The sequence below is a fragment of the Pseudomonas sp. PAMC25584 genome (assembly GCF_058135675.1).
The window spans coordinates 3,179,607-3,199,777 of sequence record NZ_CM176870.1 but is presented as its reverse complement, the minus strand read 5'-3'; the positions used below and the strand labels follow the sequence as shown (position 1 = coordinate 3,199,777).

Here is a 20,171-nt window from a genome sequence, read left to right as displayed (position 1 = left end):
CGTTACTTGTTCTTCCAGTATTTCTGCATTTCGATAAACAGAAACGACGCCGTCCAGCTGATCAGCACCAGACCGGTCAGCGCTTGCACGCCGGTCAGGAACTTGAGGTTGCCGATGGGGGAGATGTCACCGAAACCGATGGTGGTGTAGGTCGTGAACGAAAAGTACACGCAGTCCATGAACGAACCATCGAAGTTGCCTGACAGGCTGCCCCATTCGCCGTCGCGGATCATCAGGTAGTAGGTCAAGGCGAAGCACCAGACTTCGATCGCGTGAGCCAGCAGGGCGCCGAATACGCCAATCATCATCCTTAAACGGCTCCTGACCTTGAGGCGCGGTAGCAAGTCGTTCAGGCGCAACAGGAATTCGTAATGAATGATCACGGCGATGATGACCACCAGCGTATTAATCAGCGTGACGGCCAGCATGGCGATCCTCAGTGGGTGGTTTCAGGGCGACGCTCAACCTGCGGCGACCGGTACGGGTTTCATTGGCAACAGCGCGGGGAAGTCCTCTGGCGTCAGGCTTTCCTTTTCCATCAATAGATGCGCGCCGGTCTCAAGGTCGGCGCTATACGCCTGGAGTAAGGTCTTGGCGCGGGCGTAGGCCTCGTCGAGCACGGCGCGTATACACAGGTCGACTTCTCTGGCGGTCTGTTCCGAATAATCTTTTTGCCCCGTGCTCTGCATCTGTTCACCCAGGTAGGTCATGCTTTGTCGCTCCAGCACCGACTGCCCCAGTTCGGCGCTCATGCCGAAGCGGGTAATCAACTGCCGGGCGATATCGGTTGCGCGGGCCAGGTCATCGGCGGCCCCGGTGGAGATCTGCCCATACATCAGAAACTCGGCGGCGCGGCCGGCCATCAGCACGACGATGCGGTCCTTGAGCATCTGGCAACTGATCAGAAAGTGGTCTTCTGTCGGGCGCTGCAGTGTGTAGCCGAGGGAGCCAATGGCGCGCGGCACGATGGACACCTTGTGTACCGGGTCCATGGCCGGCAGGTGACTCGCCGCCAGCGCATGGCCCATCTCGTGGTACGCCACCACCTGGCGTTCTTCGGGACGCAGCACGCTGCTCTTGCGTTCGACGCCCGCGATCAGGCGTTCCACGGCAGCGGTGAAATCGTCCAGGCCGACTGTGTCGGCGCCACGGCGAGTGGCGACAATCGCCGCTTCGTTGACCAGATTCGCCAGGTCGGCGCCGGTGAAACCGGTGGTGATGTCGGCAATGCGCTCGCTGTCGAGGGCCGCGTTCACGGTGATTTTTTGCAGGTGAACCTTGAGGATCGCCTGCCGCCCCTTGCGGTCAGGCCGATCGATCAACACCTGGCGGTCGATCCGACCCGCGCGCAGCAGCGCCGGGTCGAGCACTTCCGGGCGATTGGTCGCGGCCAGCAGCACCACGCCCTCGCGGGGGTCGAAGCCGTCCAGTTCGGCCAGGAGCTGGTTGAGTGTCTGTTCCTTTTCGTCATTGCCCCCCATCACGCCGACGCCACGCATTTTGCCCAGCGCATCCAGTTCATCGATGAAAATGATGCACGGCGCGGCCGCGCGCGCCTGTTCGAACAGGTCGTGGACCCGCGCGGCGCCGACGCCGACGAACATCTCGACGAATTCCGAGCCCGAGATCGAAAAAAACGGCACCCCGGCTTCGCCGGCGATGGCTTTGGCCACCAGGGTCTTGCCGGTGCCCGGCGGGCCCACCAGCAGCGTGCCTTTAGGAATATGCGCGCCCAAGCGCGAGTACTTGGCCTTGTCCTTGAGGAACGAGACGATCTCCACCAGTTCGGCCTTGGCGTCATCGATGCCCGCGACATCCGCAAAAGTGATCCCCGTGTCCCGTTGAACAAACACCTTGGCCCGGGACTTGCCGATGTTCATCAGCCCACCCAAGCCCTGTTTTTGCGCGACGCCGCGAAACACAAAGTGCCAGACCACCATGATCAGGATAAAGGGCAGCAGCCAACCCAGTAGACCGCTCAAAAACGTATTGTCATTGACCCCGGTGAAGCTGGCGCCCGACTGGGCCAGGTTCGTGGCTAACACCGGATCGATCCGCACCGTTGTAAACAGGTTGTGGCCGTCGATCGGCACTTTCAGCTTGCCGCTGATCTGGTCTTTCTCGACCTGCAAGTCGCTGACCTTTTGATCGTTCAACAGTTGCAGAAACTGACTGTACGGGATGCTTTGCACCGTGCGGTGTTCCGTCCACAGAAACTGCACAACGGTGAACACGACAAACGCGGTCAGAAAGTAAGACAGGTTCCACTGATGGTTCTTTTTCATAACATTGACTCAAAAAGAAGGCCCGCAACGCATATGCCCCGGTGGGCTCCCTGGGACATTCATCATTTCAGGCGAGCAACAGGTGATCCTCCACCCGCATGACACCCGGCACCGACCAGGCTGCCCGTTCCACGATTTTGCGCTCACTCCATAGGTGAACCTTGCCGTCGAGCCTGACAACGTCACCGTCGACCCTGACGTGAATATCCTTGGCGTCCACTTCAGCGTTGCGTTTGAGCGCATCTTCGATGTGCTTGCGGATATCGACGATGTCCACCCGGGGGCTCAGGGTCAGCCGATTATCCACCCCGAGTACGCCGGACAACTTGCGCACGGCCTTCTCTACGGCTTCCTTCTGGTACTGCCAGTCGACTTCGCCTTCAAGGGTTATCCAGCCGTTCTGAACGATGACTTTTACGGCATTCGCAGGCACGTCAGCACTCCAGTTGATGATGCTCAGGGCGCGGGCGGCAATGGTGTCGTCCGCCGTGCCGGCGCCTTTGTGCAGCCTGACCTGAATCTCCTCCGCCACGGCGCGCACACCTTTGACGCCTTTTACCGCACGCTCGGCGCTGATTTTCTGCACGTAGCTACTGACATGTCCGGTGAGCGTGACAACGCCGTTTTCCACGGCAACACCGATGCTGGCTGCATCGATCTGCGGTTGGAATTCAAGCTCTTCCATAATGGCTTTGCGCAAACTCAAGTCGCTCATGTGGGTGTCCTCAGTCGAGTGCGTGGCTTAGGGGGCCTTACCTGGCCGCTTACTGGTTTCTACGCCCGAACCGCGAAAAATTATTGAGCTATATCAACAAGGCCTGAGTGATTCGCTGATTGAGTGAAAGCCGGCCATTAGTTGACAAAGATCAGATCGCACGCTTCGTGGCGTCAGATACTCGACCGATGCTTTTCAGTCACAAAGCAGGGTGCCACTCTGCTCGCAAGGAAGTCGGGTGCAGTCAGGCGGTTACACGCGCTCAGGCCGAGGTATCTAATGCTGCCACTCAAACGTATTTTATTGATTGCACCCTCCGAGATGACGCGCACCCCGGCCTTTGACCGGGCCCAGGCACTGGCCAGGGCCGCCGGTGCGTTGTTGCACATTGTGGCGTTTGACTACGTCACGTCGCTGGCGATGGCGGGGTTGTTTGACCATGACGCGATGGCCCAGGCCAGGGAGGGCTACCTGCAGGTCCATCGCCACTGGCTGGAGCAGCAAGTGCGCTTTCAACGGCGCGCGGGGTTGCAGGTCAGCTGTGAAGTGGTATGGGCCAAACCCAGCCTGGCGCAGGTGCTGGCGTATGTGAACGCGTTTCATGCCGACCTGGTGATCAAGGACGTCGAGCATGTGTCGGCGCTTGACCGGACCTTCCATCAACCCTTGGATTGGCTGTTGTTGCGCGATTGTCCGGCCTGCCTGCACCTGGTCACCGACGCCAGGCATCCGAAACCGTTGAAAGTCCTCGCGGCCATCGACTTGTCGCATCTTGAAGAGCTGACATACGGGCTGAACGAGCGCGTCCTCGAACTGGCGTCGACATTGGCACTCGCCTGCGATGCGCAACTGCACCTGCTGAATGTCAGCAACTGGTCGGTGGTGGGCGATACCACCACGAGTGTGCCAACCCAGAGCCTGGAGAGTAGTTTGGGCGACGCGATCAACGACGCACAGGCGGAAGCCTTCGACGCACTCGCCGAACGTTATGGCATCGAGCAGAAATGCCAACATGTGCTGACCGGAGTTCCCCACAAGGTGATCAGCCTGTTCGCCCGGCGCAATGCTTTCGATGTGGTGGTGCTTGGCACGGTCTATCGCGACAGGCTTGACCGGCTGATTGGCAGCACCGCCGAGAGCGTGCTGAACCGCACCTCCTGCAGTTTGATGATCGTCAAGCCATCACCCTGCGTTGACTGAAACCGGCGATTCCATGAAGTCTCAAGGAGACACCCATGCGCATGACGTTTCTGGGGGCGGCCGGCACCGTCACCGGCAGGAAGTACTTGCTGGAGCATCGACACCTGCACGCACTGTTTGGTTGTTCAGTGCAAAAATGAACGACCGCTTTATACCCAAGGATAGGTACTTTCCGACCTGCTGAAAATTATCGCAACGAGATACGCTTTGGCCGATTGAGACTTTTAAAAACACTGGAGCTTTTTTATGAACACCGATGAAAAGCTTAGGCAGCAAGTGATTGAAGAACTGCGTTGGGACTCGGCACTGAAAGCCGATCAGGTTTTAGTGCAAGTGTCTGATGGCATCGTCACGCTCACCGGCAACGTCGTCAGTCATGCCGAACGGTGGCACGCGGAGCAGGCTGTCGCGCATGTTGCCGGTGTCGTGGATCTGATCAACCAGATCGATGTCGTGCTGCCCTCCAGCCATGTGCGCACCGACAGTGATCTCGTCGCGGCAGCCGTTGCCGCATTGCAATGGAACACCTCGCTGGCAGACCATCGCGTCAAAGTCAGCGTGGCGGATGGCTGGCTGGTGCTCGGCGGAGAAGTGGATTCTGAGCATCAGCGCCAGACGGCCGGTTATGCAGTGCGCTATCTGCAGGGGATCAAGGGGATCAGTAACGATATCGTGGTCAGGACGCAGGCCTCTGCACAAACCATCAAGACAGATATCGAGTCAGCGTTTCGACGCAAGGCCATCATCGACGCCCATGGTATTGATGTGCGCGTGGAGGGCGGGGACGTCACGCTATCGGGGATTGTCGGATCGCTCCCGGAACGGGAGATGGCGCGTTTGACTGCATCGAGCACTGCGGGTGTGCTGAAGGTTGTCGATAATCTGCTGGTAGCGCCTATCCGACCTGATACGCCTGGCTCGATATAACCGCGCGGGATTGCCCACAGTGTTGATGTTGATCATGGGATGAGTCCGTTGCGCTTACCATCGGCAGCCGCAACCGGCGTTTTTTCGCCGGCTGCCAGGGCGATGCGGGCGAGCTCGGGAATCGATTTGGCTTCAGTCCTGCTCATGATCGACGCTCTGTGCTTTTCCACTGTCCTTTGACTAATCCCTAAATCAGCCGCAATATTTTTGCTCGGATGGCCGTCCAGAACCATCGCCATAATCTGGCGCTGACGTGCCGTGAGGTGGCTGATATGGTCAATGGCAGCCTTGCGAAGCACGTTGGAATCTTCGGTATCGACTTGATTGGCCAACGCTGCTGTCACACTGGTTAACAGCTGCTGATAACGAAACGGCTTTTCAATGAAGTCGCACACCCCCGCCCTCATCGCATCGACGACGTCTGCTACGCGGCTGTTGCAACTGATCATGAGAATGGGCAGCTCGTCACCCTGTGCTTTAAGACGGGCAACCACCTCGAGCCCGTTGATGCCCGAGGGGCGTGCCTCAATGATCAGGCAGCCCCTTTTGTCACCGGCATAACTGCCGAGAAACTGCTCAGCAGTGCAATAGTCACGCACCAGGTAACCTACTGACTCTAATACGCTGCGCAGGTTGTTGCGCAGCACCGCATCCTCGTCCACCACGTACATGACGGGTGGGTGCGAAGAGGGCATGGCGTGTGTGGTGGGTACTGCAGCTTTTGTACTTAATGCGGCGCCGAGGGTGGCGCGCAACACGTTCAAGCTCACAGGTTTGCGCAGGAGCACGCAATCGGCGGTCAGGGCTGATTGGGTAATCTGCTTTTTCGTATCGGCGGTCAGTATGATCGCGGGTGTGATTCGATTAAATTGACCGCGGATTTTTTGCACCAGTTGGACACCGTCCATGGACCGGTCAAGCGTGTGCTCCGTCAAAATCAGGTCCGGCTGAATGCCTGAACGCGCGATCCATTCCAACGCAGCGACGCCATCGCTGACCGCTACCGTCTGATAGCCCTGGGAACCTAGTCCGCAACTGAGCATGTCGCACAGCAGGGCGTCCGGTTCCACGATCAACAGCAGGCAAATGCGCGCCGTGCTCAACGCTCGAGCGCTCAGTTGTTTGTGCGCGCAGGGTTGAGTGACTGACGGGGGGGAGGGTTGGTCGAGTCCGAATCGACTCAACAACTTCTCCACAGTGGCATCCAATTGTTCGAGCACCCTGCGCGCAGGTGTCGTGGGGTCGAATTCACACGCCTCAAGCTGGCCCACAACGAGTGAAACCAACTGTGCTGTCTGGCGAAGTTTCTGATCAATGCCGTACAACCGTTCAGCGGAGGACGGGCAGTAGACGGATGCAGGGCCTGATGCCTGATGTGGCAACACATCTTCCGACAAGGATTGATTGACTTGCATGATTAGCCCTCCTGACAAGACACGGTGTCGTATTGCCTGTTGCGCAATCCTATGCAGTTTTTAAGGCGCGTTAATTGATCTATGTAAGTATTTACCGAGCCTCTACGAATCTAAATTCCTCAGTTTATTGCGAACAAACAGACCGCTCACGCTAAGCGTCTATATAAGGCGGCCTTTGGGTTTTAATTGTCGGTTTTTGCACCATCGAAGTGCGCTCGTAGCACCGTTAAAGTGCCAGCCCGCACTGAATGACGATGCCATCAGTAGTTTCCGACGCTAGCCACCCGCATGCATTCGGGCCACCGTAATGCCGGTTCATGGAGACGGCGACTGAACGTTGCCGGTTAGACGTTGGATAACTCAATCTCATTGGAAGGCAACCGTTATGGCTTATACGACTATCAATCCATACAACGGCGAGTTGCTCGCACAATTCGATACTCTGACGGCTGAGCAACTGGAGCACAAACTGGCGGCCGCGGCGCAGTGCTATGCGACGTGGAAAAACACAACGTATGCCCAGCGTGCATCGATCATCGCGAAGGCCGGTGAATTGATGCATCAGCGCTTCGATGCCCTGGCCCGTAAGATCACGCTGGAAATGGGCAAGCGAATCAACGAGGCCCGAGGCGAAGTGCAGTTCAGCGCCGATATCATGGCGTACTACGCCAAAAACGCCGAACGCTTCCTGGCCCCGCAAACGCTTGAGCCGACCCAAGGTGAAGCGCATATGGAGAGCAGTCCCATCGGCGTGATCTTCGGTGTCGAACCGTGGAACTTTCCCTTCTATCAGTTGGCTCGCGTGGCCGGCCCGCATTTGATGGCAGGCAACGTGCTGGTGATCAAACATGCCGGTTGCGTGCCTCAATGTGCGATGGCCTTTGAGCAAATCCTGCTCGAAGCCGGCGCTCCTGCCGGGCTCTATACCAACCTGTCGATCTCCCATGAACAGTCCAAACAGGTGGTCGATGACCCCCGTGTTCGTGGCGTTGCGCTCACCGGAAGTGTCGCCGCCGGTCGCAGCCTGGCGTCTTGGGCCGGGCAGAACTTGAAGCCATCCTCCATGGAACTGGGGGGCAGCGATGCCTTCATTGTGCTGGAAGACGCGGATCTGGATCTGGCCGTCAAATGGGCGATATGGGGGCGGATGTATAACTGCGGGCAGACCTGTTGCGCGGCAAAACGCTTCATTGTCGTGGATAAGGTGGCCGATGCGTTCCTGAAGGGCTTTCAGGCCGGGCTCGCGGCGCTGAAACCCGGCGATCCCATGGAAGAAGCGACGACCCTGGGTCCGCTGTCTTCGGAAGCGGCACTGTTGCAGTTGCTCGGGCAGGTTCGCACGGCGACCGATCACGGTGCCAGGATTCTGCTGGGGGGCACACGTATCGATCGCCCCGGCGCCTTTATGACGCCGACCATTCTCAGCGATATCGCCCCTGAAAACCCGGCGTTCCGGGATGAGTTCTTCGGCCCGGTGGCGCTGTTTTTCCGGGTCAAGGACGAAGACGCTGCGATCGCCTTGGCAAACGATTCTGACTTTGGCCTGGGCGGCTCGGTGTTCACACGCGACCTGGACAGGGGGCGTCGTGTGGCCAGTCGCGTGGAGACCGGGATGATGTTTATCAACAACATCAGCTGGAGCGATGCCGAGTTGCCCTTTGGCGGCATCAAGGACTCAGGCTATGGACGCGAGCTGGGCGACATGGGGATCCAGCAGTTCGTCAATAAAAAACTCGTGCGTTACGTGTCGGCTCAAGCTCCCGTCTGAAGCCTTGTCTTTTTTACATTCCGGGTGCCCGGCGATACGCGGGCGCCTTCAACGGAGCGCGCGATGTACGTCAATGTGGCTGTACTAAAAGAAACCCACCCGCACGAGCGACGTGTGGCCCTCGTGCCTGGCCTCTGCGCGAAGTTAAGTGCTTTAGGGGCAAAACTTCATATGCAGTCGGGGGCGGGTGACGCGAGTTTTTTGCCGGACGCGGCTTATTCGGACGTGTTGTTCGTGTCCAGCGGCGGACAGTGGCTGCATGAGGCCGATGTGCTTCTCGCGGTGCAGGCGCCTTCGCTTGAGGTCGTAGGCAAGATGAAGCCTGGGTCGGTACTCCTGTGTTTTGTGTATGCGCAGAAGAATCCGGCCTTGGTGCAGCGTTTATTGGAGCGCCAAGTCACGTGTTTTGCCATGGAGCGCCTGCCGCGCATCACGCGGGCTCAGTCGATGGATGCGCTTTCCAGTCAATCAGCGTTGTCTGGGTACTATGCGGTCCAACTGGGCTCGGTACAGATGTCTCGCATCCTGCCAAAAGTCACCACGGCGGCGGGTATCGTGGGGCCGGCGCGAGTGTTGGTCCTGGGATTGGGCGTGGCGGGGCTGGAGGCCATCGCGACCGCGCACCGCCTGGGCGCCGTGGTAGAGGGGTACGACGTTCGCCCGGAAACCGCGGAACAGGCCCGGTCCCTGGGCGCCAACTTTGTCGATGTGGGGGTCGATGCGCGAGGCAAAGGCGGTTATGCGCGGGAGCTGAGTGACGCAGAGAAAACGCAAGTGGCTCAAGTCTTGACTGAGCATATCCAACAAGCGGACCTGGTCATTACCACGGCGGCAGTGCCGGGGCGGCCCTCACCACGCTTGGTCAGTGCCGCACAGCTCGCCGGGATGAAGCCCGGTGCAGTGATCGTTGATCTTGGCGCCGAAGGCGGCGGCAATTGCGAAGGGTGTGTGCCCGGACAGACTGTCATGGTCGGCCAGGTAACACTGATGGCACCGTTGAATCTGCCCTCATCCTTGAGCCAGGACGCCAGCCTGCTATACGCAAAAAATCAGTTCAACTTATTGGCGCTGATGTTGAAGAACAACGTCATCAGCATCGACTGGGACGATCAGATTCTGGCGCAAACGGTACTCACCCACGCGGGCAAACTCATGCATGCGCTGAACCCAACGGATGCCGCAACCCAGGAGAAGACCTCATGAACAGTGCTGGCTTCGTCGGGCTTTATATTTTCATGCTCGCCGCGTTTGCCGGCTGGGTCATCATCGGCCGGGTCCCGGCCATTTTGCACACGCCGTTAATGTCGGGCTCGAATTTCATCCATGGCATTGTGGTGATCGGCGGGCTTATCGGGCTGCTCGATGCCGCGAGCGTGCCCGAACAAGCGGCCGGTTTTGTCGCCGTGTTGCTGGGGGCGGGGAATGCCGCAGGCGGGTATGCCGTCACTGGCCGGATGCTGGCGATGTTCCAGACCAGCGCGCCGGAGCCCAAGCGGCGTAAAGCTCATCACTCTGCCACCCGGAAACCTGAAAAGGCTTGAGGTTTGATCATGTTGATTATGACGTCGCAGTGGCTGATTGGGCTGGTGTATTTCTTCGCGGCTTTTTTACTGATTTTCGGGTTGTGGCGCATGTCTTCGCCCGTCACGGCGGCCGGCGGCATTCATGTTGCCGGTTGGGGCATGGCGGCCGCCGTCATCGTGAGTTTTCTCTACGCATTCTCCGTGAGTGAGGCGGCCCGCCCACATTTGCCTGTTAACGTCAGCCTCGCGCTCGGCGCGCTGCTGTTGGGCGGTGGCGCAGCGTGGTGGAGTGGGCGCAAAGCGGCAATGACCGCCATGCCGCAGATGGTCGCGATATACAACGGCATGGGCGGGGGCGCCGCCGCCGCGATCGCCGCCATGGAGTTGTTCGGGAATCGAGTGTTCGACCTTTCCGCATTGGTCGGCACGTTGTTTGGCGCGTTGATCGGCGCCATCTCGTTATCGGGTTCCTTGATTGCCTGGGCCAAGTTGGATGGCCGCATCAACAAGCCATTGCGCATGAAAGGCCTGCAACTGATCAACGCCTTGCTGATGCTGGTGACGCTCTGCGTAGGCGCTTGGCTGATGGTCGTCATGCAGGCCGCACACGGTTCGTTAAACGACGTCCTGTGGTTGATCGGTGTGTTCTTCGGCTGTGCGTTGCTGTTCGGGGTGCTGATGACGTTGCCCATAGGCGGTGCCGACATGCCGGTGGTTATCTCTATCTACAACGCCTTCACCGGACTGGCGGTCGGCCTTGAAGGCTTTGTGTTGCAGGTTCCGGCCATGATGATCGCCGGCATGCTGGTTGGCGCTGCTGGCGTACTGCTCACATTGCTGATGGCCAAAGCCATGAATCGCACGGTCGCGCATGTGCTGTTTGCACGTTTTGGCGATCAGCCGGTTCGTAAAGGCGCAGCGATCGTGGGTGAGCTCAAGCCGACGGCGGCGAGTGATGCAGGCGTCGCCATGCGTTACGCCAATAAAATCATCATCGTGCCCGGCTATGGCCTGGCCGTCGCGCAGGGGCAACAAAAGCTCTACGAGTTCGTGAAGTTGTTGCAAGCCCACGGCGTGCTTGTGCGATTCGCGGTACACCCGGTAGCGGGGCGTATGCCGGGACAAATGGACGTGTTACTGGCTGAGGCCGGTGTGCCTTACGACCTGATATTCCAGTTGGATGACATCAATGCCGATTTCGCTGACACCGATGTGGTGTTAGTGATCGGCGCCAACGACGTGGTCAACCCCGCTGCACGCAGCGATAAAGCATCGCCCATCTATGGCATGCCGATCCTGGATGTGGACAAGGCTCATCACGTGTATGTGGTCAAGCGCGGGGAGGGCAAGGGTTATGCCGGTATTCAGAATCAGCTGTTTTACGCAGAAAACTGCAACATGGTGTACGGCGATGCGCAGGCCGTCCTGGTCAAGATGATCGAGGCGGTCAGAGGTTTGGGATAACGCGCTTTCGGGCTTGGCCAGGCCACCTTTCAGGCCGGCGGGCACCCCGCTCGCCGGTGGTGCTCTGCGGGCCGGGCTGCAACGGCGCCCAGGCGGGTCAGAAACAGCAGGCGTCATTAAATTAATCAGCGATCTGATGGTCCCAGTTCGGGAAATACACCCCAGGTCTATAGCGGCGTGTAGGGAATGCCCTACATGCGTCTCCAACCAATAGGGCAGTATCAGCATTGGCTGATGGCTCTTTGATATTCTTCAGGCTAGAGTGGTTAAAAGATTCTAACGAATCTTAGTTTCTGCGGCCTCGACCGACGCTGCGAGACACTTCATAAATGTGGAGTGCGCCATGAAAGTTCTAATCGCCGATGACTCATCCATGTCCCGCAAGCTGGTCTTGCGATCCCTGCCAGAATCACTGACCGAAGATATTCGCCAGGCCTGTAATGGTGCCGAGGTGATGGAGGCGTATCACGCCGGGTTGGTGGAGCTGCTGTTTCTCGACCTGACCATGCCGGTCATGGACGGCTTCCAGACGCTTGAGGCCCTCAAGCGTGAAGACGCCAATGTGGTGGTCGTAGTGATTAGCGCAGACATCCAGCCGCTGGCCAGGCAGCGAGTATTCGAGCTGGGCGCTGCTGCATTCGTCGCCAAGCCCGTTACAGCTGAAGCTGTACTCGATGCATTGCATCTCATAGGAGTGCTGTGATGGAAACCTTGGCCGCGCTCACCGAAGACCAACGTGATGCCCTGCAGGAACTGATGAATATTGCCATGGGGCAGGCGGCCGAGCGACTGGCCCTGCTGACCGATACCATGGTTACGCTTTCGGTTCCTTTCATTCACCCGCTGATCCGCGAACAGAACAAACTGTCGATTCCGGAGCATCTTCGCCGACGCTTCATGATTGTCACCCGCCAGTCTTTTCTGGGTGAGTTACGCGGCGAGGTGTTCGTGTGCTTTGGCTCGATGGGGGCCGATAAGCTGGCCGAGCTGCTGGGCTATAACGACGACGGCCCTGAGCAGCAGGAAGAGCTCATGTTAGATGTCACCAACATCCTGTCCGGCGCCTGCATCAGTGGCCTGGCCAGGCAGGTGGCGATACAAGTGAGCTATGACGCGCCGTCGATTCTGGTCCACAGAGAAGAGCCCACGAACGCACTGGATGAATTGAACCTGAACGAACACCTTGCGATGGTGTTAGAAATCCGTTTCGAGGTTCAGGCTCATCAATTCTCGTGCGACCTGCTGATCTGCATCACCGAACGTACAGCCGGTGTTGTCATTCGGGCCATCGATCGTTTGCTTTACGAGCTTTGAAAAGGGCGTCTTCATGACAGACAACAAGGCAATTTCCCGGGAAACCCTGGAGTCGATGCTCAAGGCGATCAATATGGGCGTGCTGCTGGTCGATCAGGACTGCAAGGTGCTGTTCTCCAACCACTTTATGTCTATCAATAGCGGCCGAAGTTCCCAGGAGCTGGTGGGGCGCACGCTGTTCGAAGCATTTCCGGAGCTGCCGGAGCGCTGGACCCGGCAGAAGATCAACAGTGTCTTCACGCTGCAAAACTTTGCTTTTACCTCCTGGCAGCAACGGCCGCACCTGTTCAATTTCGAAAGCACCCGGCCCATCAGCGGCATGGTCCGGCACATGTATCAGAACTGCACCTTCTTCCCCGTGCAGGACGCCGATGGCGGCAGTCTGGGTGTAGGCCTAGCCATCAGTGATACGACCGACACCGCGGCCCGCCAACTCGAACTGACGCACCTTAACGAGTTGCTAGAAGAGGAAAAGAGCGCCCAGGCACTGCTTATCGCACGGCTCGAAGACGCCCAGGCGCAGTTGCTGCAGTCCGAGAAGATGGCGGCGATAGGGCAACTGGCTGCGGGGGTGGCCCACGAGATCAATAACCCGATTGGCTTTGTTTGCTCCAACGTCAACAGCCTGCGCCGTTACCTCGTGGATATTTTCGCACTGCTCGATGCCTATGAGCAGGCCAGTGACGAAACACATGCCCATGCTCATCCTGAGCTCGCGGCCATGCGGGACAAGGCCGATTACAACTTCATGCGTCAGGACATCGACGAATTGCTCACCGAATCGGTCGACGGGCTGGACCGTGTCACTCGTATAGTCAAGGACCTGCGCGAGTTCTCCCATGTCGACAGTTACGAATGGCAGTTGGCCGATCTGCACAAGGGGCTGGATAGCACCCTCAACGTTATCTGGAACGAGATCAAGTTCAAGGCTCAGGTAATCAAGTACTACGGCGATATCGAACCCATCGAGTGCATGGGGTCACAGATCAATCAGGTTTTCCTGAACCTGCTCATCAATGCCAGCCATGCCGTCGGCGCCGACGGCGAAATCATCATCAGCAGTGGCAGGGAAGACGGCGGCGTTTTCGTCGAGATCACCGACAACGGTCATGGCATTCCTCTGGAAATCCAGAACCGGATATTCGAACCGTTTTTCACAACCAAACCGGTGGGCATGGGATCGGGCCTTGGCCTGTCGCTGTCGTACAGCATCATCGTCAAGCACCATGGAAGGCTCACCGTCAGAAGTGAGCCGGGCAGGGGCAGTTGCTTTCGCGCGTGGTTGCCATTGCGCCAGCCCCTGGTTCAGGCCCACTTGGCCTCTGCTGTTGAAGGTAGCTGATCATGGACACCCCTTCCTTGAGCGAAAAACGCCACACCGTCATGCTGGTGGACGACGAAGAAAGTATCCTCAACAGCCTGCGCCGCTTGCTGCGCGGCAAGCCTTACGACTTGCTGCTGGCCACGAGTGGGGCGCAGGCGCTGAGTCTTTTCGAACTGCACCCTATAGACATGATTGTCTGCGACGCGCGCATGCCGTTTATGGACGGTCCGACCCTACTCCGGGAGGTGCATAAGCGCGATCCAACATGCATGAATATCCTGCTGACCGGTTATGCCGACATGAGCATGATCACTCAGGCAATCAGCGATGGGTATATTTTCCGCTACATCAGCAAGCCCTGGAATGATGAAGAGCTTCAGCTCACCCTCGATCAGGCTCTGGACCTGCAGAATGTGCTGCGTGGCCGTGACAACCCGAAGGCGCTCATTAGCGAATAGAACGAAAAATTGCGCGCGATCGGGCTATCACCTCAGCGCCCCCACGCAACGTCAGTTGATGTTCGCTGGCAGCTCATGGTTTTTGATAAATCGAAGGCGCCACCAGCTTGAGCGCATCGCTGACGCCGTTCAGGCTTTCCGAATGACTGATCATGAAATAGCCGCCACGTCGCAGAAATGGGAGGAGGCGGCTGACCACTTTTCGCTTGGTCTCCTGATCAAAGTAAATCATCACGTTGCGCAGGAAAATCACATCGAATTCGCCCAATTTGGGCAGGGTCTCGATCAGGTTGACTTGAACGAAACTGACCCGGTGGCGCAGGGTTTTGTCGATCAGGAAGGTGCCTTCCTGCTGGCCAATGCCCTTGAGGCAGTATCGACTGAGCAAGGGTAGCGGCAGCCTGTTCGCGCGTTCCATCGAGTAATGCCCGTTCCGGGCCTTGGCCAGGACCTGGGTGCTGATATCTGATCCGATAACCTCCCAGGGCGTACTGCGCAGGTGTTCGGCAAGGGTCATGGCCAGGCTGTAAGGTTCTTCGCCCGAGGAACTGGCCGCGCTCCACACCCTGAAGGTCTTGCCTGGCGATGCGAAGGGCAATACCCGTTCGCGCAGGAACTCGAAGTGCTTGGGTTCACGAAAGAAATACGTTTCGTTGGTGGTCAACAGGTCCAGGGCAAACTGCAGCTCGTCGGGGTTCTCCTTGCCCATTATCATTTTGAAATACGCGCCGTAGCTCTCCAGCTCATGGAACTGCAGGCGCTTGAACAGACGTCCAGCAACCAGGGCCTTTTTCATGGGAGACAAGTGGATGCCTGCCGCGCCATAGAGCCAGGACTGGAACTGGGTGAATTCGCGATCTTCAAGATTGATCTGTTTCAATCCGAACTCCTTGTTCGTGACTCACTGGGCCTAGAGGGTAGGGCTGTCGCCGGCGTCCGCCAGTTGAGATATTTCATCCACGGATAACACCTTGTCGACCTGCAACACGATGACGAACCTACCGGCGACCTTTGCCATGCCGCTGATAAAGTCAGGACGAATGCGTGCGCCAAAGCTGGGGGGCGGCGCGATCTCGTCCGCCGGAATTGCCAGCACCTCTGACACACTGTCCACCAGAAGCCCGATATCCTGGGCCTGGTGGTCTTCACTGCTGGTTTCGAGGATCACTACACAGCTGCGTCGGGTCACCTTCGTGCAGGGCTGTCCGAACCGTGCCTTGAGGTCCAGCACCGGCACCACGGCACCCCGCAGATTGAGCACGCCGCGCACGAAGTCGGGCATCATCGGCACCGGGGTCACGTGTCCGTACTCGATGATTTCCTTGATACCCAGGATATCTATGGCGAACATTTCGCCGCCCAGCAGGAGCGTCAGGTACTGCGCCTCCTGCTTTTGAATCGCAGCCGTTTGTCGGGTATTGGTTAACGCGCCCATGTCGCTCTCCTGCATGAAAAAGCATCGCGTCCGGTTTGCGCTTAGAACCGCGTGAACTCGCTTTCGTCGGGGCCTGCGCTCTTGAGGAAGGTTTTCTGCTGGACCGCTCGCGGTGCCCGCGCCACCGCGCGCGACACACTGCTTGCCGGGCTAGGCTTGCCAAGTGTGACGTTCGATGCCCGCTCACCCGCCTCCAGTGTGAAAAAGCTCATGGACTGCTGCAACTGTTCGGCCTGGGTACTCATTTCTTCGGCGGTAGAAGCGAGCTCCTCGCTGCTGGAGGCATTTTGCTGAGTGACCTGGTTGAGTTGGTTCATTGCCGAATTGATCTGCGACACGCCGGCTGCCTGTTCTTCGGAGGCGGCCGTGATTTCCTGGACCAGATCGGAGGTCTTGTTGATCGAAGGCAGCATCTCGCCAAGCAAACGGCCCGCCCGTTCGGCCATTTCGACACTGCTGGTGGATAGCTCGCCTATTTCCAGCGCGGCCACCTGGCTGCGTTCGGCCAGTTTGCGCACTTCGGCCGCCACCACTGCGAAGCCCTTGCCATGTTCGCCGGCTCGCGCCGCTTCAATGGCTGCGTTCAAGGCCAGCAAGTTGGTCTGGTAGGCGATGTCGTCGATGATGCTGATGCGTTGCGCGATTTTTTTCATCGCCTGGACCGTCTGCTGAACAGAGTCGCCTCCGTCCCCGGCTTCCTTGGCCGCCTTGCTGGCCATGCCGTCGGTTATCTTGGCGTTCTCGGTGTTCTGGTTGATGCTGGCACTCATTTGTTCGATGGATGCGCTGGTTTCTTCGACGCTTGCGGCTTGTTGGCTGGTGGTCTGGCTGATGGACTGGGCTGTAGCGCTGACTTCCTCCGACGCGCTGGCCAGACCGTCGGCGGCATTGCGCACCTCACCGATAATCTGCGAAAGCTTGCCGACCATTGCCTGCATCGCCGTGAGCACCTGCCCGGTTTCGTCTCTGGAACCCCCTTCGATCTTCACGGCCAGGTTACCTTCGGCCAGTTGGCTGGCGACATCCACGGCCCTTCTCAGCGGGTTGGAAATGATGCGTGAGATAAACAAAGCCAGCGCGATGCCCACCAGCAGGGCCACGAGTACCGCGGCGATGATTGACAGTCGCGCGTTCGCGTAGATTTCGTTACCCCGTTGATTGGCTGCCGTCGCCCCGGCGTCGTTGAAGTCGATAATTTTTACCAGGTCGCTGGCGACTTGTTCGAAGTCGCGTTTCGAGTCCCCTTTGAGAATGGCGTTGGTCTGTTCCTTCGCACCCAGCCGGGACTCGGCCAACAGGTTCTTGCTGGTATTGAGGTAGTTGTTCCAATCGTTCTTGAATGTATCGAACAATGCCTGCTCAGCCGGGCTTGAGATCAGCTCTTTTTCATAGCGCGCGATGCGGGTATCGACTTCCTTGCGAGCATCGACGGCCTCCTGTTCATATTGCGTCTGTTCTGTCGGACTGTCGGCCATCAGATGGCGCAGTTCCTTGATCCGATAGTTGGCGACAAAAAAACGGATGCCAGAGGCAACCCGCACTGAGGGCAACCAGTTGTCGCGCATCTCAGTGGCAGTCTCGTTGACCATGCCCAGTTGGATGATGGCGAACCCGCCCGTCAGGGCCGTCAGCACCAACACCAGCAAAAACGACGTGATGAGCTTGGTGGCTATTCTTAAATCGTAGAACCATTTCATTGAAAGGCCTCTCCATGTGCGGTGCGGTCGGCTTAATTGCCGGTATTGTTATCGTTCAACGAATAAACAGCGGGCTGCCCGGGTTTACGCCGGGCACGTTTCCTGGTGGTCGGCGGGTTGATTGACGTTGACTCGTCTGCTGGGCGATGGCCGCTACTTCATTCACCATCGCCCGTCGTTCTGGCGTAGGCTCAGCAGCCCCAGCCCCAGCGGGGCGTGAGTCGCTCAATAGCGGGGCGCACACACCACCGGCGGCGGATATGAGCGGTAATCGGAAAAAAGCGCCTGCCTGAGGAAGGGGCTGCAAGTTGCCGTATGACGACATAAGTTCCTCCCTGAATCAGTAAACCTCGATCCTTCTCACATCCCTATCGGCCCAGGCCAGGATCAACTTGAGCGCAGAACAGGTCAGTCGTCGGCCAGTGGCAAAATAGTTCAGTTTTACAGGGGCGCTCAGTAACGGCAGTAATGTTGCACTGATCATTTATATAATCGGTCGTCGACCAGCGGCGGAAGCGCGTTATATACAAAGCCCGCAACCGCAGAGTGATAATCCTTAAGAATCACGAGTGCCTCCTAGCTTCTTTGTCCTATCCAGGCTTCTAAAGCCTTGGAACTCATAGGTTTTGCTATCAAGTAACCCTGCGCTTCAGAGCATCCCCACTGTGTTAAAAGCTCTAGAACTTCTTCGCTTTCTACACCTTCTGCAACGACTCGGTAGCCGAGGCCCTTCGCCAGCTCTATCAGGGTTTTAACCAGTTTCTTATCATTTTTATTGGTGCACAGCCCACTGATCAGCGACTGGTCAAGTTTAACGGTGCTGGCCGGAAGTTTCTTCAAATACGCCCAGTTACTGTAGCCGGTGCCAAAGTCGTCAACGGCGACCGCTACGCCAAACTTACGAACGCGCTCCAGTTGCCGGATGACTTCTTTCGGGTTGGTCATGAGCATACTTTCGGTAAGCTCAACTTCAAAGTCGGCAGGTTCCAGGCCGTGTTTTTCGACTTCATGAATCAGGGTGTCTACGAACTCGGCGCTTTCCATGTCACTGACAGTAATATTCATCGCTATCAGCAGGCGCAAACCTCGCGCTTTCCAGGCCGCCGCTTGCTGGATAATGGCTTTGAGCACCCATAACCCAATGGAGGCTATCAGCGCTGTTTTTTCAGCCAAGGGGATGAATTCAGCGGGACTGATGTTGCCGAGTACCGGATGCGTCCAACGTATCAATGCTTCTACCGAATGGCATGTTCCCGAGGGTAGTTTGATTTTTGGCTGATATACCAGACTGAACTGTCGGTCAGCGTTGACCGCCTCCGGCAACGCACTCAACAGCATAAAAGCCCGTTGTTGAGCTGCATCAAATTGCGGCTCATAAAGAAACCATCCGAGCTTGCGGTCACGGGCCTCATCCGCAGCGCTTACCACCAGGCGTAGCCAGTCCTGCTGGAGCTCTTGGGATTTTAAAATAGGCAGTACGCCAATCCCTACTTGCATGGGTATGGGGATGCCGTGACACGCAACCGGTGTTTTGAAGTTATGCAGAATATTTTCGCAAATGTGCTCAGGCGTCTGCTGCTCCTTGAGAATGAAGCCAAATCGCGTTGGGCTGATTTTATAAAGCAAGCAGGTATCGGGCAGCAGTTTTTGTAGGCGCGACTTTATGGCCAGGATCAGGTCTTGTGCAAAAATATAACCCAGCGCTTTCACGATATCGTTGAGAAATTTCGGCGCAATGACGTCGATCGCATAAACCTCGCACGTACTTTTCACCCGGATCGTTTGATGGATATCCTCCTCAAACTTCAGTCGATTAAATAGCCCTGTGGGTGGGTCTACGAAGTTACGAGATCGCATATGACAGATACGCATCATGACCAGTTCAGCGAAGCCATTGAGCATGTCAACGTCGAGCGCGCTCATGGGTGTGCGGGCGGCGGTGTCGATGATGCAGAGACTTCCCAGGGTAAAACCATCTTCGGTAATAAGTGGCGCACCGGCGTAGTAACGAATATACGGCGCGCCAGTAACCAAGAGGTTGTCTTTAAACCGGGTATCAAGGCTGGCGTCCAACACCTCCAACCGCGAATTATCCAACGTCGAGTAGGCGCAAAAGGAAACCTCTCTTGGCGTTTGGGTTGCCTCCAGGCCAACCCGCGCGCGGAACCATTGACGATGTTCATCGACGATTGAGATCAGCGTGATCGGCGCGTTGAAATACGCAGAGGTCATTGCGACGATTTTGTCGAAGACTTCGTCGGAGTCGCCGCCCGCGGGGCAAAATTTCGCGACCTCTTTTAGCCTTTCAGCTTCATTCGACGGAATGGGAGCGCCTTCGCCCATGATGACCCTCGCAAGTGCTTGGTTCTGATTAACGGTATCAGACGGTGATGTCACTATGATATCATTTTTTTCATTCGCTGGATCGCTCGAAGGTCTGCGCGTCGGCGGCCTCCCTTGATGCTCTCCAGCGAGCAGTGCCGGCTGTCGCTATCAGCAAGCACACGCGCGTTGATCGCTTGGCCAGACGCTGGATCGGTGCGCTCAACGATGCCGCGCAAGACCTGCAACGGCTTGCACCCATCACCGCACCGTCGCAGGTCAGCATAGACAACAAGTGACGCAAAACCAGCGTCGGTCCAAGTG

The 20,171-nt window shown here is 57.6% G+C and carries 17 protein-coding genes and 1 pseudogene; 10 read left to right on the top strand and 8 right to left on the bottom strand.

All coding sequences use genetic code 11. The features are described from left to right. Positions 1–2: 2 nt before the first annotated feature. From ACS5Q8_RS14575 to ACS5Q8_RS14565, 3 genes are all read right to left on the bottom strand, one after another. Complete coding sequence (locus ACS5Q8_RS14575) at positions 3–428, bottom strand: potassium channel family protein (protein ID WP_426099806.1); 426 nt, start codon at positions 426–428, stop codon at positions 3–5. 33 nt (positions 429–461) lie between these two features. Further along, positions 462–2,285 (bottom strand): ATP-dependent zinc metalloprotease FtsH, encoded by a 1,824-nt coding sequence (gene ftsH, locus ACS5Q8_RS14570; RefSeq protein ID WP_465159068.1) that lies wholly within the window; start codon positions 2,283–2,285, stop codon positions 462–464. Between the two features lie 67 nt (positions 2,286–2,352). Then, positions 2,353–3,000, bottom strand: a complete 648-nt coding sequence (locus tag ACS5Q8_RS14565; RefSeq protein WP_276193032.1) for a BON domain-containing protein — start codon at positions 2,998–3,000, stop codon at positions 2,353–2,355. A 279-nt stretch (positions 3,001–3,279) separates the two neighbouring features. Between ACS5Q8_RS14565 and ACS5Q8_RS14560 the strand changes: the two genes are divergently transcribed. Together ACS5Q8_RS14560 and ACS5Q8_RS14555 are read left to right on the top strand one after the other, a co-directional pair. After that, positions 3,280–4,200, top strand: a complete 921-nt coding sequence (locus ACS5Q8_RS14560) for a universal stress protein (protein ID WP_443693372.1) — start codon at positions 3,280–3,282, stop codon at positions 4,198–4,200. A 246-nt stretch (positions 4,201–4,446) separates the two neighbouring features. Then, positions 4,447–5,127, top strand: a complete 681-nt coding sequence (locus ACS5Q8_RS14555) for a BON domain-containing protein (protein WP_465159067.1) — start codon at positions 4,447–4,449, stop codon at positions 5,125–5,127. 32 nt (positions 5,128–5,159) lie between these two features. Here the strand turns inward: ACS5Q8_RS14555 and ACS5Q8_RS14550 are convergent, their stop codons facing one another. After that, on the bottom strand, positions 5,160–6,542 hold the full coding sequence (locus ACS5Q8_RS14550) for a response regulator (protein WP_465159066.1): 1,383 nt from the start codon (positions 6,540–6,542) through the stop codon (positions 5,160–5,162). Positions 6,543–6,927: 385 nt separating this feature from the next. On the opposite strand from ACS5Q8_RS14550, the gene ACS5Q8_RS14545 reads away from it, so the two are divergent. From ACS5Q8_RS14545 to ACS5Q8_RS14510, 8 genes and pseudogenes are all read left to right on the top strand, one after another. Then, positions 6,928–8,310, top strand: a complete 1,383-nt coding sequence (locus ACS5Q8_RS14545; protein WP_276193028.1) for an NAD-dependent succinate-semialdehyde dehydrogenase — start codon at positions 6,928–6,930, stop codon at positions 8,308–8,310. A gap of 63 nt (positions 8,311–8,373) precedes the next feature. Next, a complete protein-coding gene (locus ACS5Q8_RS14540; RefSeq protein ID WP_276193027.1) occupies positions 8,374–9,513 on the top strand; it encodes an NAD(P) transhydrogenase subunit alpha in 1,140 nt (379 codons plus the stop codon). Beyond that, complete coding sequence (locus ACS5Q8_RS14535) at positions 9,510–9,851, top strand: NAD(P) transhydrogenase subunit alpha part 2 (RefSeq protein WP_443693368.1); 342 nt, start codon at positions 9,510–9,512, stop codon at positions 9,849–9,851. The genes ACS5Q8_RS14540 and ACS5Q8_RS14535 overlap by 4 nt, the downstream gene beginning before the upstream one ends. A 9-nt stretch (positions 9,852–9,860) precedes the next feature. Further along, complete coding sequence (locus tag ACS5Q8_RS14530; RefSeq protein WP_276193025.1) at positions 9,861–11,297, top strand: NAD(P)(+) transhydrogenase (Re/Si-specific) subunit beta; 1,437 nt, start codon at positions 9,861–9,863, stop codon at positions 11,295–11,297. 343 nt (positions 11,298–11,640) lie between these two features. Further along, positions 11,641–12,000: a response regulator gene (locus ACS5Q8_RS14525; RefSeq protein ID WP_247396059.1), complete on the top strand. Its 360-nt coding sequence runs from the start codon at positions 11,641–11,643 to the stop codon at positions 11,998–12,000. Further along, complete coding sequence (locus ACS5Q8_RS14520) at positions 12,000–12,611, top strand: chemotaxis protein CheC (RefSeq protein WP_276193024.1); 612 nt, start codon at positions 12,000–12,002, stop codon at positions 12,609–12,611. The genes ACS5Q8_RS14525 and ACS5Q8_RS14520 overlap by 1 nt, the downstream gene beginning before the upstream one ends. A gap of 55 nt (positions 12,612–12,666) precedes the next feature. Continuing rightward, complete coding sequence (locus ACS5Q8_RS14515; RefSeq protein ID WP_443696977.1) at positions 12,667–13,953, top strand: ATP-binding protein; 1,287 nt, start codon at positions 12,667–12,669, stop codon at positions 13,951–13,953. Positions 13,954–13,955: 2 nt separating this feature from the next. Continuing rightward, positions 13,956–14,363, top strand: a pseudogene (locus ACS5Q8_RS14510) (response regulator); the annotation flags it as partial. A gap of 103 nt (positions 14,364–14,466) precedes the next feature. On the opposite strand, the gene ACS5Q8_RS14505 reads toward ACS5Q8_RS14510, so the two are convergent. The 4 genes from ACS5Q8_RS14505 to ACS5Q8_RS14490 form a co-directional block, all read right to left on the bottom strand. Then, a complete protein-coding gene (locus tag ACS5Q8_RS14505) occupies positions 14,467–15,273 on the bottom strand; it encodes a CheR family methyltransferase (protein ID WP_276193020.1) in 807 nt (268 codons plus the stop codon). A 30-nt stretch (positions 15,274–15,303) separates the two neighbouring features. Then, on the bottom strand, positions 15,304–15,828 hold the full coding sequence (locus tag ACS5Q8_RS14500; RefSeq protein WP_247396053.1) for a chemotaxis protein CheW: 525 nt from the start codon (positions 15,826–15,828) through the stop codon (positions 15,304–15,306). A gap of 41 nt (positions 15,829–15,869) precedes the next feature. Further along, the gene (locus ACS5Q8_RS14495) at positions 15,870–17,525 is read right to left on the bottom strand and encodes a methyl-accepting chemotaxis protein (RefSeq protein WP_346429956.1); all 1,656 of its coding nucleotides are present in this window, start codon (positions 17,523–17,525) and stop codon (positions 15,870–15,872) included. A gap of 576 nt (positions 17,526–18,101) precedes the next feature. Then, complete coding sequence (locus ACS5Q8_RS14490; protein ID WP_426099800.1) at positions 18,102–19,868, bottom strand: sensor domain-containing phosphodiesterase; 1,767 nt, start codon at positions 19,866–19,868, stop codon at positions 18,102–18,104. Between the last annotated feature and the right edge of the window lie 303 nt (positions 19,869–20,171).

Bases quoted from the DNA above. Each gene is read 5' to 3' on its own strand.
- ACS5Q8_RS14575 (WP_426099806.1), bottom strand. From the start codon at position 428: ATGCTGGCCGTCACGCTGATTAATACGCTGGTGGTCATCATCGCCGTG.
- ftsH (WP_465159068.1), bottom strand. From the start codon at position 2,285: ATGAAAAAGAACCATCAGTGGAACCTGTCTTACTTTCTGACCGCGTTT.
- ACS5Q8_RS14565 (WP_276193032.1), bottom strand. From the start codon at position 3,000: ATGAGCGACTTGAGTTTGCGCAAAGCCATTATGGAAGAGCTTGAATTC.
- ACS5Q8_RS14560 (WP_443693372.1), top strand. From the start codon at position 3,280: ATGCTGCCACTCAAACGTATTTTATTGATTGCACCCTCCGAGATGACG.
- ACS5Q8_RS14555 (WP_465159067.1), top strand. From the start codon at position 4,447: ATGAACACCGATGAAAAGCTTAGGCAGCAAGTGATTGAAGAACTGCGT.
- ACS5Q8_RS14550 (WP_465159066.1), bottom strand. From the start codon at position 6,542: ATGCAAGTCAATCAATCCTTGTCGGAAGATGTGTTGCCACATCAGGCA.
- ACS5Q8_RS14545 (WP_276193028.1), top strand. From the start codon at position 6,928: ATGGCTTATACGACTATCAATCCATACAACGGCGAGTTGCTCGCACAA.
- ACS5Q8_RS14540 (WP_276193027.1), top strand. From the start codon at position 8,374: ATGTACGTCAATGTGGCTGTACTAAAAGAAACCCACCCGCACGAGCGA.
- ACS5Q8_RS14535 (WP_443693368.1), top strand. From the start codon at position 9,510: ATGAACAGTGCTGGCTTCGTCGGGCTTTATATTTTCATGCTCGCCGCG.
- ACS5Q8_RS14530 (WP_276193025.1), top strand. From the start codon at position 9,861: ATGTTGATTATGACGTCGCAGTGGCTGATTGGGCTGGTGTATTTCTTC.
- ACS5Q8_RS14525 (WP_247396059.1), top strand. From the start codon at position 11,641: ATGAAAGTTCTAATCGCCGATGACTCATCCATGTCCCGCAAGCTGGTC.
- ACS5Q8_RS14520 (WP_276193024.1), top strand. From the start codon at position 12,000: ATGGAAACCTTGGCCGCGCTCACCGAAGACCAACGTGATGCCCTGCAG.
- ACS5Q8_RS14515 (WP_443696977.1), top strand. From the start codon at position 12,667: ATGCTCAAGGCGATCAATATGGGCGTGCTGCTGGTCGATCAGGACTGC.
- ACS5Q8_RS14500 (WP_247396053.1), bottom strand. From the start codon at position 15,828: ATGGGCGCGTTAACCAATACCCGACAAACGGCTGCGATTCAAAAGCAG.
- ACS5Q8_RS14495 (WP_346429956.1), bottom strand. From the start codon at position 17,525: ATGAAATGGTTCTACGATTTAAGAATAGCCACCAAGCTCATCACGTCG.
- ACS5Q8_RS14490 (WP_426099800.1), bottom strand. From the start codon at position 19,868: ATGGGCGAAGGCGCTCCCATTCCGTCGAATGAAGCTGAAAGGCTAAAA.